Annotated in this window: 11 protein-coding genes; 7 read left to right on the top strand and 4 right to left on the bottom strand. The window is 64.3% G+C overall.

Annotation, left to right across the window (positions count from 1 at the left end):
- From ETD83_RS08415 to ETD83_RS08405, 3 genes are read right to left on the bottom strand one after another with little or no spacing between them, the layout of a single operon-like run.
- Window positions 1–3,567, bottom strand: coding sequence for an ATP-binding protein (locus tag ETD83_RS08415; RefSeq protein ID WP_138644501.1), 3,567 nt, complete (start codon window positions 3,565–3,567; stop codon window positions 1–3).
- Window positions 3,564–4,661: a DUF4007 family protein gene (locus tag ETD83_RS08410; RefSeq protein WP_138644500.1), complete on the bottom strand. Its 1,098-nt coding sequence runs from the start codon at window positions 4,659–4,661 to the stop codon at window positions 3,564–3,566. Before ETD83_RS08410 ends, ETD83_RS08415 begins: the two co-directional genes overlap by 4 nt.
- Window positions 4,662–4,708: 47 nt before the next feature.
- The gene (locus tag ETD83_RS08405; protein WP_138644499.1) at window positions 4,709–5,878 is read right to left on the bottom strand and encodes a cysteine desulfurase family protein; all 1,170 of its coding nucleotides are present in this window, start codon (window positions 5,876–5,878) and stop codon (window positions 4,709–4,711) included.
- 738 nt (window positions 5,879–6,616) lie between these two features.
- On the opposite strand from ETD83_RS08405, the gene ETD83_RS08400 reads away from it, so the two are divergent.
- Genes ETD83_RS08400 through ETD83_RS08390 form a run of 3 tightly spaced genes read left to right on the top strand, consistent with a single transcriptional unit; the run spans window position 6,617 to window position 10,847 of the window.
- The gene (locus tag ETD83_RS08400; RefSeq protein ID WP_230420765.1) at window positions 6,617–8,071 is read left to right on the top strand and encodes a DEAD/DEAH box helicase; all 1,455 of its coding nucleotides are present in this window, start codon (window positions 6,617–6,619) and stop codon (window positions 8,069–8,071) included.
- Window positions 8,068–9,936, top strand: coding sequence for an ATP-binding protein (locus ETD83_RS08395; protein WP_138644498.1), 1,869 nt, complete (start codon window positions 8,068–8,070; stop codon window positions 9,934–9,936). The genes ETD83_RS08400 and ETD83_RS08395 overlap by 4 nt, the downstream gene beginning before the upstream one ends.
- Complete coding sequence (locus ETD83_RS08390; RefSeq protein WP_138644497.1) at window positions 9,936–10,847, top strand: phospholipase D family protein; 912 nt, start codon at window positions 9,936–9,938, stop codon at window positions 10,845–10,847. The genes ETD83_RS08395 and ETD83_RS08390 overlap by 1 nt, the downstream gene beginning before the upstream one ends.
- Before the next feature lie 235 nt (window positions 10,848–11,082).
- On the opposite strand, the gene ETD83_RS08385 is transcribed toward ETD83_RS08390, so the two are convergent.
- Window positions 11,083–11,340, bottom strand: coding sequence for a hypothetical protein (locus ETD83_RS08385; protein WP_138644496.1), 258 nt, complete (start codon window positions 11,338–11,340; stop codon window positions 11,083–11,085).
- A gap of 593 nt (window positions 11,341–11,933) precedes the next feature.
- Between ETD83_RS08385 and ETD83_RS08380 the strand changes: the two genes are divergently transcribed.
- The 4 genes from ETD83_RS08380 to ETD83_RS08365 all read left to right on the top strand — a co-directional run bounded on the left by ETD83_RS08380 (window position 11,934) and on the right by ETD83_RS08365 (window position 16,130).
- Window positions 11,934–12,461, top strand: coding sequence for a hypothetical protein (locus tag ETD83_RS08380; protein WP_138644495.1), 528 nt, complete (start codon window positions 11,934–11,936; stop codon window positions 12,459–12,461).
- Between the two features lie 899 nt (window positions 12,462–13,360).
- Entirely contained in the window at window positions 13,361–13,942 is a 582-nt protein-coding gene (locus ETD83_RS08375) for an SAF domain-containing protein (RefSeq protein WP_171064087.1), read from the top strand.
- A gap of 65 nt (window positions 13,943–14,007) precedes the next feature.
- Window positions 14,008–14,754 carry a hypothetical protein gene (locus tag ETD83_RS08370; RefSeq protein ID WP_138644493.1) on the top strand — a complete coding sequence of 249 codons (747 nt, stop codon included), beginning with the start codon at window positions 14,008–14,010 and terminating at the stop codon, window positions 14,752–14,754.
- A gap of 329 nt (window positions 14,755–15,083) precedes the next feature.
- The gene (locus ETD83_RS08365) at window positions 15,084–16,130 is read left to right on the top strand and encodes an ATPase, T2SS/T4P/T4SS family (RefSeq protein ID WP_171064086.1); all 1,047 of its coding nucleotides are present in this window, start codon (window positions 15,084–15,086) and stop codon (window positions 16,128–16,130) included.
- The last annotated feature ends 44 nt before the right edge of the window (window positions 16,131–16,174 follow it).

Raw genomic sequence — 16,174 nt, 5'->3', positions numbered from 1 at the left:
TCACTTGCTCCTCTCTTGCCGTCGTGGTGTTGGGTCGGCCACGTGCTCGGTGAGGGCGGCGAGCAGGATGCGGGCACCGTCTTCGCCGAGCGAACCTTGAGCTTCTCGCAAGACTCGGACAGTTAGGGCCTCTGCATCCTTTCGGATGTTCTCCGGAATGTAGAGGAGGGTGCGGTGTTCGTCCCCGTCCTCGCTGGTCAGGGTCAGGAGCCGCGTCTCAAGTGCACCTTCTTGGCCGCTGGCGCGGGGCCGGTTTTGGTACATGTGGCTCACGCGATCGAGCGTGGCGGCCATCTCCTGGACACGCTGCGGGAACATGGTGGCGTCCTTGTCAGACCAGTCTCCGAGCGCCGAGTTGGCCAGCCGTACGACCAGGGGGTCGAGCCAGTCATCGTCCGGGAGCGTCTCGTTGAGCGCGATGGCCACGAAGCCCCGTAGTTCCGTGCTCAGGGAAACGTCGGCGAAGCCGCTCAGACGGGCGGCGAGCCCGCCACGTAGCTCGGCCAGTGTGGCGGGGAGGCGGAACTCCGCGGCGAGAGTCTGGATGACATCGTCGCGGAGTGTTTGGTCGCTGCGGGAAATCTCGTCGGCCGCAGCAGCGAGCCTGCGGGCGTATCCCTTGTTGCTGCGCGTGCTCCGTTTCGCCTCTGCGCTGATCGGGTCCAGCCCGAGAGCCTCTGGGAGGGCATGAAAGACCAGGTCGTCGGGGTCTCGGGCTACCTGGAGCGCGGAGCGTACGGCGAGGGCGTCGGCGCTTAGTCGCCGAGTGCGTCGGGCGTACGGCGAAAGAGTCATGACCCTTTCCAACAAGGCCCGGGCGACGGCGAGCAGGGCCGGATTGCGCAATGCCTGCGCTGGCGGAGTCTCCACCTTGAGTGCCAGGGACAGATCCTTGAGGACCGTCCGCCGAAGTCCCTCCCCGCCGGGGGCGAACTTCACGGCGAACCGATGTGGCGCCTTGATCAAGCGCTCGACAACGTCGGGGGACAGCCGGGGAATGTAGGAGCCTTCTTCGAAGAGGGCGACGTCATCATTGCGCACGATGAGTGCCGTGACGACGAGGAGAGGGACGGTGCCAGCCTTGACGCCGTAGGGCGGGATCATCACGGTGCGGAAGATCTTGTCGAGCCCAGTGCGGTCGTGTGCACCGGTGAGGGCGTCCTCCAGGGCCTTCCACACTGGCTGGGCGTGCGGGTGTTCGGGTCCGGGTCGGGAGAACCCGTACTCGAGCAAGGAGGTTGAGGAGTCGCCCTGGGGCAGATCCCTTCTTTCGCGGTGCAGGCCCATGTATGACAGGGCGCCGCTGTACATGGCCCGCTCGGCGGGATATTTCTGGATGTCCAGATGTTGGTAGCGTGACTTGAGCAGCATCGCTGTGAGTAGTTCGCGGCGGGCTTTGGCTGCCTGGCTGGTCAGCTCGTGGCGGCCGAGCATTTCGTTGCGGATGTGCGGCGATGCGTGGAAAACCCGGTCACAGGCGATCGAGGCGAGTCCACTGAGGCTGCGGCTCTCGATCACCTCGCCATCTTCTTGGGAGACTGAGGTGCCGGAGCGCCAGAGATACCAGGTGGCACGCTGGGTCTGTGGGTAGAACGCCGTGTCGAGGAGTTCCATCAGTTCTGCTTTGGCCGCGGTCGCGCGTTCCCTGACCTCCTGGCGTGCTACCGGATCCAGGATGCTGTCCAGCAGGAGTTCTTGGAGGGCGACGAAATAGGCGGCGACACGCAGTACGAGGTCGGGTTCCTGGGTAACGCCGAGGACTACCGGGAGTGTCGTATCGATCGTCGGGCGGTCCTCAAGGGTCCCGAGATGGAAGACCAGGAGCCCGTCGGCGTGGTCGCTAAGTTCGTCGGGGCCGATGAGCTTTTCGGTATCCGGGCCCGTGACACGGACGAACAAAGCGCGAAGCATACCCGTGACCTGGCTGTGCCGACCTGCGGCGACGGCCAAGGGCAGGTGCTCTCCGAGCTTACGGATCACAGCCGGGTTGTCGAGATGACTGGTGATCTCTTCGAGGCGCGCGTCGATGTCGACGTCGCTGCCTCGCCAGATCCGGAATTCTCCGTTGAAGCGGCGATGCACCAGCAGGCCCTGGTCAACCAGACTCTGCAACTGGCTCTCTAGCTCAGTGAAGCCATGCGAATCCGGTTCATCGCTGGGCTCGTGCAGCGCGAAGTAGATCATGCTAGCGGTCGCTCGTAGCGCGCCGTCGGAGTCGATCAGGTTCAGGATGCCGATGGTGCGCAGAAGTTCTTGGTCGGCTTGCGATAGCCCGTTGGCCTCATTGATGCGGGCGTCGATCTCGATCCATCGGCTCGCGTTGGTGGAGGCTAGCAGGGATGTACGGCCTGCGGCGATGAAGAAGTCGTACAGTTGCGCGGGCTTGATGGTGGCCGCGCGGTCCAGACTGCTTTGTGTGTGCAGAGCGAGCGAGCGGCGGACGGTGTGGGGTTCGTCGCTGTTGAGGAAGTTGGCGAGACTGCGGTCGTGCTGGCCGATCTGGGCGGCGAGGTTTGGAGCGGCGACCACTGTGAGGGGGTGAAGCGGGTACAGGTTCTCAAAGTGATTCGCTGTGAGGTCAGCGACGACATTGAGGCCCTGCTCGCGCCAGGTCGTTGCGGCCGCCTTGGCCTGGACGTGGATCAGTTCACGGTTAGGCTGGGAGACATCATCATGGCTGATTCGGCGTCGCATCAGCTCGATGGCGTCGCCGAGGTGAGGAACCAAGGTGATGTCCTCGAACCGGCCCTGGATCTTTGCCCACTCGCGAGTCTGCAGGTCACTTGACCGCACGGCGTAGTCCATGAAGGACATATGCTGCAAGGTCATCATGAATAGCCGCAGTCCCCGCTGGCCGGCGCTCATTTCCGCGAGTTCCTGCAGCAGGAACAGGTCGTCCCTGGCGGAGGCGAACTCACTGTGCCCGGCAAGGTGCTCGAGTGTTTTGCCGAACTCGTCGATCACCAGCAAGACCGGTTGCTGTTCACACAGGACCGTCACCGCGTGCAGGATGTGCTTGGGGGTAGCGGCGGGGTCAGCGCAAGCGGTGAGGACATCGCGGATTCCGTCGGGCTGATTCTGTCCCCAACCCCGACGGGCGGCGGTGTGCAACGCGCGTGACAGGGTGGCAACGAGCGGCTCTCGTCGCGCAGTTGCCACGGCTCCCAGGAAACGGGCGTCGCCTGTCAGCGCGTCACGATAGGTGGTCAGGCGTTGGGCTAGGTTGCTGCTTGTCGCATCCAGGGCCATCTCAGCCTGGTTGCGGCGCCGGTCGTCGCTGCCGAGGAGCGCATCGATGATGTTGGCCAGTGTGGACTTTCCCGAGCCGTAGGGGCCGGTGAAAGACCATGACCGGGTGCGGCCGAGGTCACCGAGGGCGCTGGCCAGCCGTTCGAGCGCGTCGATGGCGCGAGCCCCGATGTAAGGGGAGTGTAGGTCGTCCTCGACGTCGCGCTCCAGGTTTGTCGAGCGCATCCGGGAACCGATGAGCGTGATCCCCTCGGGATACTGCGGTTCTCCTGGGACGGTGGAGGGGGCGTCGTGGCGTGCGGGGGCCGCGCTGGTCACGCGTCCTCCTTAGCGTCGATGGGCAGTTGCGGGTCCTGCGTCGTGGGGCCGAGTTCGCGTTGCTTCGCATCGGCGAGTTGCGGGTACTTCTGGCCCCACTCATCCCGTGTGGGAAAGTCGCTACTACTGCGGACTTGGTCGTACTGCTCATCGAGGATGTCCCAGGCCAAGGCGAAGGGATCGGCCATGTACGACAGGCGCCGCTGGCCCACGGCTTCGGTGATCTGAATTTCAGGGTGGGCACCGGCAACCTGTTCCAGCGCGGCGGCGATGACAGGTTCCCGCACCCGGAATGCGCGACCAGGTGAACCGGCCTCGTTCGCGAGGCGCGCCAGGGAGACGGAGGTGCTTCCACTGGTCTTGGCTGCGGCGTAGTCCAGGCAGGCGTAGGCGATAATCCTCGCCGGGAGGGACGTGCGAGTGCCGGTGGTGAACTGCCATTCGGGGCTGCCTCGCTGCCCGACTTGTTCCAGCAGCCCCAGTTCACGGAACGGACAGGCGAGAAGATCTTCGAGTGCGCCGGGGGCACCTGCCTTGCGCTGGGCGGGAACGTACATCTTGGCGAGGCAATCAACGTCCTTGGCGATCGAGGACTCGACAGGCGCCTCGGGGAATGACAGGTTCACGTGACGCACGATGAGCTGGGTCAGATCCGGCAAGGTGAATCGGGAGAAGGGCGCAAGGTGGAACGCCACGTACCACGACGGCGCCCAGCCCTTGGCTCCGGGACGGGAGCTGAGTAGCCACCAGTGCAGCAGCCAGAGGCTTCCTGGCTCCTCGAGGTATGGGTCGGCTCCGTCCTCGTCGAGTAGCCACCGCGCCTCCCATGTCGGGTAGGCGTACATCGCGCGGGACGTCGTACCTTCACGGCTGCGGGCTTCGCGGGTGAGTTTGAATGCCCGCGACCAGTACCTCATGGCGTTCACCATGTTCTTGCCGACCCCGAGCATGACCGGGGCGTCCTCGGCGAGGAACACCTCGGGATTATCCCTCACCTGCATGTACGCCTTGTGGAGCCACCCGAAGCGCGGCGCGAAGGTCTCGTGTCGCGCGAACTGGAAATGGGCGACTCCAGCGAGCCGGCTATCTGACATGCGAGGATTCTCCGTGTCCGTTTCGGGGGTTATTCACACTTGGCGGGTCAAACTGGCGCAGAAAGCGCAGCCCGCACTTTGCGTACGGCGCGGATCGCGGAGGTGACGGCCTGAGTAACGTCGGGGCCGGTGCTGCCGGGTCCCATGGAAAATCTCACGGTCGCCTCAGCCTCCTCTCTGCTGCGCCCCATCGCCAGAAGTACATGGCTAGGGCCCGGCGCACCGGATGAGCAGGCACTTCCCTCCGAGGCCGCGACGTCGGGCATCGCAGCGAGCACAGCGTCAGCGGGCGCCCCCGTAAAGGTGATGCTGGTGACGCCGGGGAGCCTGCGGGCGGCCGTCCCGTTGATTCGACAGTCGTCGATTTGCTCAACCAGGGCGGTCTCCAGCGCGTCACGCAACTGCGCAACGCGCGTGCTCTCATCGGCCATGCCGTAGTGGGCCGCCTCGGCGGCTGCTCCCGCGCCCGCGATCCCGGGGACGTTTAAGGTGCCCGCTCGCCAGCCGCGTTCCTGTCCCCCACCGTAGATGAGCGGATGGTGTGGGAGCTGAACGCCGCGCCGCACGAACAAGGCGCCCACCCCCTGTGGGCCGCCGAACTTGTGTGCTGAGAGCGACAGTAGATCGACATCGAGGACTGCGAGGTCGATCGGCAGTCGGCCGACCATTTGTGTCGCATCGGTATGCACCAGTGCTCCGGCCGCGTGGGCCGCCTCCACGATCGGGCCCAGGTCAGTCAGGACGCCCGTCTCATTGTTAGCGGCCATCAGTGAAACGAGGGCCGCACCGCCCTCGGCCAAAGCGCAGTGAAAGGCATCCCGGTCCAAGACGCCCTCGCCGTCAACCGGCACCAGCCGGAGTAGGTCGGACTGCTGCCTAGTGAGGTGCTTGGCGGTTTCCAGAACAGCAGGGTGCTCAACCATGCTCGTGACGATGGCCCCGCCCGCGCTGAACGCTGCGCGTAGGGCAAGGTTGTTCGCTTCGGTGGCCCCCGAGGTAAAAATGAGCTCGCCGGGTGAGCAACTGAGCAGTTCCGCAAGCTGACGACGCGCGACCGTCACGCGTGCAGCGGCTTCGTGACCTGAACGATGAGTACTTGACGCGTTGCCTGCCTCTCGCATCGCGGCGAGCACTGCCTCCATGGCCTGAGGGCGGACAGGGGCGGTTGCATTGTAGTCCAGGTACGCCAGGACTGAGTCGCCTGCCGGTTCGACCATGTCCCCACCTCCGCCGAGCATGTTCCCTCTCGCAAAGCTGGTGACAAGTCTTCAACTCGAGGTCACTTCCACCAGCTCACGTCCGTGATCCTAGCCTGCCCCACGGCCGCACGTGTAGAAATGGCGGTTTGCCCACTTCAGAGCGAGGTTCGTGCCCTGCCCCAAGGAACCCGACGATGACCTAGGCAAATAAGCGCTCAGTGACGTGGGGTTGTTGACATGCGATGGCCCACGGGGCTCCGCAGGTGGCGAAAACGGGCGTCCTGCCACTTGGAGATTGCAGGTAACGGGCCGTCGCGCAACTGCGTGACGGCCCGTTGGCGTGCGAGAAGTGGTAGTTCACGCGAGGTATCTGCCTCAGTGTCCGAGTCGGGTGAGCTAGTGTCGGCAGGCTGTCGTTTCACCTGACAGAGCGGATTGTCTCGGATGGCTGCGAGCTGTCAGCACAGAGGCTAGGGTCAGTTCACGCCTTAGCGCATGGCGTAGGCGCGGGTCGGGGAAGTACGGGCAAGGAGCAAGATTGCAAGTCGCTTCGGTGAACGATGCACGTGCCCCGCAGGTGGTGCCGACAATATGTTGATCGACTCGCCGGGTCTCTCCTTCCGAGCAGTCCTTGATATCGCCCCCCTAGCCTACGTTCGGCGTCTTCTTGGCGATCATGTCTGCGCATTGCTGGACCTGATACACGAGGAACATGGGGAGGATGTCCTTCGTGGGGTCGCGGCCTCAGCTGTCTCCGTGGATCGCTTGGTCGGCGACACCGATGAGCGCGCGCAACTCCTGGATCTCCTGCCCAAACCTAAACGAGCTGAGCTCGCCGAACGGCTTGGTAGTGATGGCTCTGCCGAGCCCGGCACCTTCCTTGCGTCCCTCGCTTGGACGGCTGATCAGCGCCGAACGCTCCTGGGCTTCCTCGGCCTGATCGTCGACCGGGCTCCTGAGCCTCCCGCGTCCTTCCGGAGTTCCAGTACTGCGACATATCCACTGTTCCCGCATCAGCGGTTCGCTGCCAGCAAAGTCCGGCAGCTGCTATACAACGGCGAGCGGAAAACGGTGCTGCACCTTCCAACAGGTGTCGGCAAAACCCGCACCGCCATGAACGTGATCTGCGATCACTTGCGGCAGTCGGAGCCCTGCGTCGTTGTCTGGCTGGCGCGGGGGCGGGAGCTCCTGGAGCAGGCGGCGCTGGAGTTCGAGCAGGCTTGGAGCGCTCTCGGTAATCGCCAAGTCATCGTCCGGCGTATGTGGGGTGAAGCACCCGCTGACATCGACGGGTTTACCGATGGCTTGGTGGTCCTCGGTCTCGACAAGGCGACGGCTGCGGCCAAAGACGACCCGGTATTCCTGGAACGTCTCGCCTTGCGCACAACGCTCACGGTGTTCGATGAGGCTCATCAGACGATCGCCCCCACCTACCGCAGGACGGTCGATGCTCTCACTCTCCGTAGCGACTCGAGCTTGCTGGGGTTGACCGCGACACCGGGCCGGACATGGCAGGACCTTTCCGAAGACGGACGTCTCGCCGATTACTTCGCCCGCCGGAAAGTGATGCTGGAGATCGACGGCTACGACAATCCTGTCACCGCTCTCATCGAACAAGGGTATCTGGCCCGGCCTGAGTTCCGAACTGTCGCTGCCGACTCCGGGATGAAGCTCAGTTCCCGGGACCAGCAGGCGCTTGCGACGTCCTTCGATATCCCTGATGCCCTTATCACGCAGCTCGCCGAGAACACGCAATGGAACCTGCAGGTCGTACGCACGATCCTCGATCTCAGTGAGCAGCACCGCCGGATCCTGGTCTTCGCCGCTTCCGTGGCGCACAGCAGGCTGATCGTCGCGATCTTGTCGATATTCGGCCTAAACGCAGACCAGATCACCGCCGAGTCATCTACACGGCACCGCGCCCACGTCATCAAGAGATTCAAGTCACCGGGACCTCGGCCGATGATTCTCTCGAACTACGGGGTCCTGACAACCGGTTTTGACGCTCCCGCAGCCAGTGCGGCCGTTATCGCCCGTCCCACCCGCTCTCTGGTCCTCTACAGCCAGATGGTCGGGCGCGTCATCCGTGGCCCCAAGGCCGGCGGCACACCCACGTGCGAGGTTGTCACCGTCGTCGACCCCGCGCTGCCGGGCTTTGGGGACGTGGCGGAGGCATTCACTAACTGGGAGGATGTATGGGGGGAACGATGAAGTCCAAATACTCGATCGTCACCTCTGACCTGACGGTCAAGGCTCTGCAGGACAGTGGATACAAGTCAACGGCGCATGCCATAGCAGAACTGATCGACAACGGCATCGAGGCCGACGCCGACCTCGTCGAGTTGTTCGTTGTCGAGTCCCTCGACCGTTCCTCTCAGCGCGCCCGCCATCGAGTGGAGAAGATCGCCGTACTCGACAACGGCACCGGCATGGACCCCGAGACACTACGGCAATCACTCCGCTTCGGAGCCGGCACCCGTCAGGAACGCAAGGGCATAGGGCGATTCGGCGTAGGTCTGCCCAACTCCAGCATCTCCCAATGCGACCGCGTCGACGTTTGGTCCTGGCAAGCCGGACCGGACAACGCGTTGCATACTTACCTTGATCTAGCCGAGCTCCGCAATGGTCTGGAAGAGGTCCCCGAACCCAAGCCAGATGCTCTTCCCGTCGACTGGCAGACCCTCGCCGAGGGGCTTGGGACCTCCGGAACCCTCGTCCAGTGGACACAACTGGAGCGTGTCCAGTGGCGCGGGGCCGACGCCACTCTGGCCAACACCGAACGGCTCATAGGCCGCATCTACCGTCGCAAGATCACGCAGGGCACGCGGGTAAGGCTGGTGCCCGCACGCGGCTGGGCAGAACTGCCGGGTGCGCGCGACACCAAGCCCAACGACCCTCTGCATCTGACTGCACCGAGCTCAACGCCTCCACCATTCGATACCAAGCCGATGTTTCGCCCGTTTGGCGCCGGCAACGTCGGCGAGGTCGGCGAGGAGCGTTTCATGGTCAAGGGAGCGGACGGAAAGAAGCACGCCGTGCATGTGCGCGCCTCGGTCGCCGTGGACGCCGCCCGGCGCCCTGATATTGAGGGCGAGGAGTGGCCCGCCGATATCTCCTCCAGCCTCAAGCCCGGCGACACCCCCTGGGGCAAGCACGCGAACAGGAACCTCGGCATCTCCTTGATCCGCGCTGATCGCGAACTCGACCTCGACACTGGATGGACGAACTCCTACGACCCGGTCGAGCGATGGTGGGGTGTAGAGATCGACTTCCCCCCTGCTCTCGACGAGGTCTTCGGCGTCACCAACAACAAGCAGTCGGCGACCATATTCTCCGCGCTCGCCCACTTCAGGTGGCGGGAGGAGGCCGCCGGGCTCTCGTGGGAGGAGTTCCGTGAGGAACTCCGTGAGGAGGGGGATCCCCGGCTTCCGCTCATCGAGATTGTCTACTACATCCGCGAGAAGTTGCTCGGTCGGCTGCGTTCCCACCTCGAGGACCAGACCCGCGGCACGGGCACCAGCCGCAAGCGCCACGAGCAAGTAGAGAATCAGGCAGAGGAGGCGGTCAAACGGCGCCGGGCGGAGACCAAACCAAGCCTCACCGACAGCCTCGCCAAGACAACCACGCCCGAAGAAAGCAAGCAGACGCAGCTACACAGCCTGGTCGAGACCCACAAGTACAGCAAAGCCGACGCCGAGCGGATCATCGAGGAGACCTTCTCTCGCGGGAAGCACACTCGCCTGCTCACCAGCCGCAACGCGGACTCGCCGGCCTTCTTCAACATCGAGTTCATCCCCGGTCTGCTTCAGGTCGCGCTCAACATGGACCACCCGGTCTACAGCGACCTAATCGCCGTGCTTGATAAGGACTTCGAGGGCGCAAGTCGGGACGAGCTCATCGACCGGCTCGTTGCCGCCGCTAACGCCTTCAAGCTCCTGCTCCTGTCCTGGGCACGATTCGAGGACGAACAGCCCGAAAAGCCGCGTACGCGCGCTAAACAGATGCGGCAGGACTGGGGTCGGATCGCATCCGAATTTCTCGGTGCAGACAGTGAGGATGACGAGGACGACGAATAGTGGCGCATGACCATGTGTGGGAGCAGATCAAGCATCTGCTTGCGGGTGCATCCGAGCGCGTCGTCCTGGTCGCCCCGTTCATCAAGAAAGAAGTGTTCAAGGCCGCGCTCGATATTGTCCCTCCTGACGTCAGAGACATTAGGTGCGTCACCCGGTGGTCCGTGGCGGAGGTCGCGGCTGGCGTCTCAGACCCCGAGATCGCCGAGATCGCCGCAGCCGATGGGCGACCACGTATCGACCTATGTCACAACCTGCACGCCAAGCTGTACATTGTCGACGACCGCTGTCTCGTCGGATCGGCCAATCTCACTGACATGGCCACTGGTCGCATATCGATTGCCAACATCGAACTGCTCTTGAGCGTCGATACGACCCACTCTGAGGTGCGGCGAACACTCGATGCCATCGAATCCTTGTGCGTGGAAGCGTCCGTGGACCTCGCGCGCCAAATCCGCGCGCAAGCCGAGCTGATGCGCAGCGATGAGGATGCTCCCCAGGTTCTGGTAGCTGGGCAAGGTGGTGTTAAAAGGGGGTGGCTGCCGGAAACGCGCAATCCCCAACGGCTCTACGGGGTGTACCGCGGCAGGCACCACAACATCGGCAGTGATGTTCTCGCGGGAGTACTCCGTGACCTCACGCATCTTGATATCCCGCCTGGTCTGCCCGAGCCGGCCTTTGCTCAGGCCGTCCTTGCCGGTCTGCGATCTATCCCCGAGATCAAGCAACTGTTCGATGTGGGTAGGCTGAACTTGGAAGACGTGAAAAGGCAGGTAAGCAACAACGACGGCATGACCGAAGAGCAGGCCCAACGCGCCGTGGAAACTCTGGCCCAGTGGCTGAATCACTTCTACGACGTCCACCTAGTGCCAGTCGGCCCATGGGAGATCCGCGAGGGACGAGAAATCACTTGAGCCGTTGCGCAGATCAACAGCACGCCAGCCTATCCCGTTCGCCCTCTCGCCCCGGTAAGCATCTCCCAGTCCGGGCGGCAATCTCGTTCTCAGTTCCGCGCCGGTGACCGGGGGGCCCAGTCCCTATCCGAGGGCACCGTCGTTAGCGATCGCCATGGTGATCTAGGGCTCTCGGCGCGGATCCGGCCAGTGAGGGGTCTTCCGGTACGCGCGTATTCGGCCGGTGAAGGGCAGCTCAATGGTGCCCCGCTTTTCGGAGTGCCTTCGCCCGTCTAACGCCGACCTCGTTACTGATGACCAGGATCGACTGCCGGGTGCCGCCATCCTCAGGGTTGAGCCGTATTACCGCCTCGGTGGTGAACACTGACCTACCGAAGAAATCGAAAATGACCGCGTTCGACACTGCTGCGATGCGCAGCCACCGCATCAGCACCTCGGTTTCCTTGCGGCCGCGCGGCCGGGGAGTCGCACCCGTGTCCCCGATGTCGTCCACGGCGCCCTCATCGATCCGGCGTGGTCGACCAGGGCGGTGGTCGGCCCCGGCAAGACGGTGGCGGGAACTCTGGCGCAGACCCGGAACCGCGTCCCGCAGCTGGCAGTGCAGGCTGGTCGACGCGACACCGGACTTTCACCAGCCGATCCTCGTTGCGGGGCTCGGGGCGCGAACGCCCGTCTACGCAATGCCCGGGACTGTCGCTGGCCTTGACTAACTGGAGCCCAACTGTGGGCCTTCGCCGTATCCCCCCTCTGCAGGCCAAGTGGGTTCAGGGCCGGTGGTCGTGCATCGTGCTCCTGATGATTTCGCCGACCCGCCGTCCGGCCGAGAAATCGAGAGTGCGGCGTCGACCCTGGCGGCTCCTTCTGTGCCGTCGAGATTGGCGGGCACGAGAGCCAGAGGAATGTGCATCTTGTTCGCTTGATCGTAAATGTCCGGACGGTATTGCAGAGAGATTTACCTTGCTGGCGCTGTGACATGTAGGCAAAGTGTCCATCCTGCAACTACTATCGCTCGGCGTTGCCGTCGCGATAAGGCACGCAAAACGATCACATGCTTGAAGGTGGGACTTGTCTGGTACTAGTGGGAGGGTGGCGCATCGGTTCTGCTGGATCGGTGTTGCGGTTGTGGCGTTGATTTGTTCGAGCTGCGGCGGTGGTCCGAAAGCTGTCGCCTTGCCCTCGGTGACCTATTCTGAGGCTCCACTGCCTTCGTCGACTGCGACGGAAAAGGATGTCGTGGCGTCCGCTTACACAAAGTTCGTCGCGATGCTCGAACGTGCAGATTCTCTACCTGCCAGGTCCCGTGAGCGGGAACTTGCGACCGTCATGGCCGATCCTCAGCTTTCGCGTGTGCTGCAACGTATCGACGAGATGAAGAGGCAACACATCGCGACTTATGGTCACATCATCGTTCATGTGAAGAGCGTTCAGCTAACTGCGAGTGGTGCCACTGTGTATGACTGTCAGGACTCCCGTGGCTCGGGACTTCTAAATTCAATCACACGTAAGAAAATCAATCGTGGGGTCCAGCAGGGGAACACAAAGGCGCTGCTTGTGAAGGGTTCTGACGGGCGGTGGCGGGTCAGTAAGTCCATTACCCTTGGTGAAGGGTGCTGATGGGTGGAAGTCGTTGCACCTGTGCTCGGGGTTAGTCTTATTGTTTCTACGTCCGTTGCTGCGCCACCTCCGCTGGATCCACTTCCGCCCGACGCGAACTCGTACAGCTACAACTACGGCGCCCAGGACGCCGGGGAGCCGACGAGCAGTGGGCATGCGCCTGTTGCTCCGCCGAGAGAGGACCACTCGGATGAGTCACAGGTTTCGAGACCTCGTAATTGCCGCGAACTGAGTGAGTACGTGCAGGTGATTTGCCCGTCAGCGGATGGGGGAGGCAAGGCGACAAAGGTCTCTCCGGCCGAATTGGCGTTGACCAAGTGGGCGCGTATGCCGATTCCGATTCCGGTGGTGCGGACGGCGCCGCCCCGCCGGAGGAGCGGGCTCGTGGGTCTGCCGGAATGGTTCTGGGTGACCAACGGGCATCCGTTGAGCGATCGAGTCGCAGCTCGGAACGTTCGGGTCGAGGTGACTGCTCGTCCGCAGAGCATGACTATCGCGCCGGGTCCTGGGGAGCAGGTCGTTCGATGCTCGGGATCTGGCACTGCGTATGACAAGTCACAGCCGGCGTCGTCGCAGCGGACCGATTGCTCCTACACCTTTGCCCGGTCTTCGTTGCATGAGCCTGGTGGGGCGTATCGGGTGCGAGTGACCGTGGTGTGGGGCGGCACGTGGCGCGGTTCTGATGGGTCTGGTGGTGCGCTTCCGCCGTTGAGTCGGTCGACGACTTTCCGGTTGCGAGTGGCCGAGGCACAGGCGCTTTACGGATGAGGGTCGGTATGAAATCGAGTGGCCGTGTGTTGCCGAGGCCCACCGCCTCCGAAGCCGGGAGCGGCACGGGTTCCGCATCGTCCAGGCGTTTGGCGCGGCAACGTCGCCCAGGAGTGGTCGCGGCAGCGGCGATGTTGCTGGTGCTGGCTGTGGCGACCAACGTGTACTTGTTCCGCTCATCAGGTGACCGCGTCTCAGTTGTCAGGGTGGCGCGTGATGTCGCGGCCGGGCACCAGATCACCCAGGCTGATCTTGACAGGGCCAGCATCGCGATAGCGCCGAGTGTGACGGTGATTCCCGGCCGTCAGCTCGAACAGGTCGTGGGGCGGCGAGCTGCCGTGGGACTGCGAAAGGGAACGCTCCTGGCGACGTCGCAACTGACGACGCAACAGAGTCCTGCGGCGGGACAGGCGCTGGTGACCGTGCCGTTGAAGGCCGGTTCGATGCCGCCGGGGCTGGCTCCGGGCTGGAGAGTCCGGTTGGTGTTCACCTATGGCGATCAAGGCCAGGAGCCCGTGACCGGCGCTCCGCTAAGCCGCGTGCAGACCACTGCTCTCCGGGATGTCGCCGCAGTGGTCGATGAGGTGGACGGGCCGGATGCCGAGGGCGCGATGACGGCGTCCTTGATAGTGCCCGATGCCGACAGCAGCGTTGTTGCGCGGCAGGCGGCCGCCGGGATGGTCGTCCTCGTTGTGACGGAAAGGCGCGGCTAAACATGGCGCTGTACTGCGTTGTCTCGCCGGGAGGATCGCCGGGCGTCACCACTACCGCGTTGGGCATGGCCATGACGTGGCCGAGCGAGGTGCTGCTTGCCGAGTGCGACCCGATGGGGCGCCGTGTACTGCCGGGTTTCCTGGCCGACCGACTGCGGGAGTCTGTCGGCCCGGGGTTGCTTGGCTTGGCGATGGCTGCCGAGACCGGGCCGAATTCTCGCCTTCCGTTGGACGACTATGTGATTCCTATTCCGGGAGCGGACTCCGCGACGCTTCTGCACGGTGTTCGCGATCCTCGACACGGGGTGCGGCTCGAGGCGTTGTGGGGTCGGTTGGGCGAAGTACTGGCCTCGCGGCAGGGTGATGTGCTCGCCGACCTCGGGCGAATCGGCGGCCGGGACACACCTGATGCCTTGCTGCGGGTGGCGGAGACCGTAGTCATGATCTTGAGGCCGACGTTGACACAGGTTGATGTCGCCGGACCACGGCTCGACGCTCTGACGGACCTGTTGGGCGATCGCACGACCGTCGGACTGTGCCTGGTCGCGGATGGGCCGTACAGCGCGGCGGAGGTCGAACGCGTCCTCGGGAAGCCGGTGATGGCTGAGCTGCCTTGCTCGCCCGCCGACGCCCGAGTCCTCTCAGATGGTGCTCGGCCTCGAAGGACCTTCAAGACTTCGCTGCTGCTGCGGTCGTTCAAACGCCTGGGCCGGCGTATTCGCGCTACGGCCGACTCTCGGCCCACCGACACCGGAGGCGAGAGCGGGGCGGTTCTAGCCGGTATTGCTGCCACCGCTGGGGATGACCGGTGAGCGCGCCGGGATGGACCTTCACCAGGCCGGAGGGAGCCCACCATGCGGCCCTTGTGTCCACTGGGGCGACGCCGCCGGATGAAGCGGACGACGCGAGCGTATGGGCGGCGGTTCGAGAGGTTTCTGCGCAGCTCGTTGACGTCCTGGGGGATGGCGTTGATCGGATACGGGCACGGCAGTTGATCGATGCGCAGGTTCAGGCGTGGTCACATGGGCTGATGGCGTCCGGTCGGGTGATGTCGGCTGAGGCGTTGCGTAGGGTCGCTCGGCTAGTCTTTGATCGGCGGTTTGGACTTGGGCCGCTGCAGCCGTACTTGGATCGCTCCGACGTGGAGAACATCGTCGTCAACGGCTGTCGGCAGACCTGGATCAGCTACACCGACGGCACCAAGCAACCGGGGCCGCCGGTCGCCGAGACCGATGACGACCTCGTCGAGTGGGTTCAGCTGCTGGCGCGCCGGGGGAACACCGGCCGGGAGTTCTCCCATGCCTCGCCGCTGCTGGATGTCGCGCTCGCCGACGGAGTGCGGCTGGCCGTGGTGGGCTGGGTGTCCAGGCGCCCGCATCTGGCGATCCGGGTACATCGGCTGGTCGATGTCACCCTGGGGCAGCTCACCGAGCTCGGAACCCTGACCAAGCCGCTGGGTGCGTTCCTGAAAGCGGCGACCCGGGCTCGCCGCAACATCATCGTGTGCGGGGAGGTCAACACCGGTAAGACAACGCTGGTGCGTGCGTTGGCCAACGAGATCCCGCCCGAGGAGCGGGTCATCACGTTGGAGAGCGACTTCGAGCTGTTCCTGGACGACCCACGGTTGGCGCATCGGCACCATGACGTAGTCGCCTTGGAAGCCCGGCAAGCCAATGCCGAGGGCGCGGGCGAGGTCCGGTTGCAGGACCTGGTGCCGGCGTGCCTGCGCCTGAATCCCGACCGGGTGATCGTCGGCGAGGCGCGGCACGGGGAGCTGGCGCCGATGTTGGAGGTGATGTACTCCGGGGCGCGTGGCTCGATGTGCACCCTGCACGTCCACCGGCCCGAGCACGTGTTCAGCCGCGTAGTCCAGCTCGGCCGCCGTGCCGATCTCGGCCTCGGAGCCGATGATGTGCATTTGATGTTCGGGCTGGCCGAGCCCCTGATCGTCTACCTGGAACGGGACCAGGCGAGCAATGAACGGTTCGTGTCGCAGGTGATGGAGATCGGGCCACCGGCCGACTCGGTAGAACCGACCCGCAACCTGGTCTTCAGCCCCGGACCTGACCGGCGAGCCACCCCTGCGGGCGGGCACATCAGTGCCGCCCTCCTCGATGAACTCGCGGCACAGGGCCTCGATCCCGAGCTGCTGAAGCCCAGCTCGGACGCGGGGGGCTGGCTGCGATGAGCGTGCTTGCCGCCCTGGCCGGCCTGTGCACCGCCGGGGCCGTC

Source organism: Actinomadura soli (genome assembly GCF_005889715.1).
GTDB lineage: Bacteria > Actinomycetota > Actinomycetes > Streptosporangiales > Streptosporangiaceae > Spirillospora > Spirillospora soli.
The sequence above is the reverse complement of the archived record's forward strand: the minus strand, read 5'-3'. Positions and strand labels throughout refer to the sequence as shown.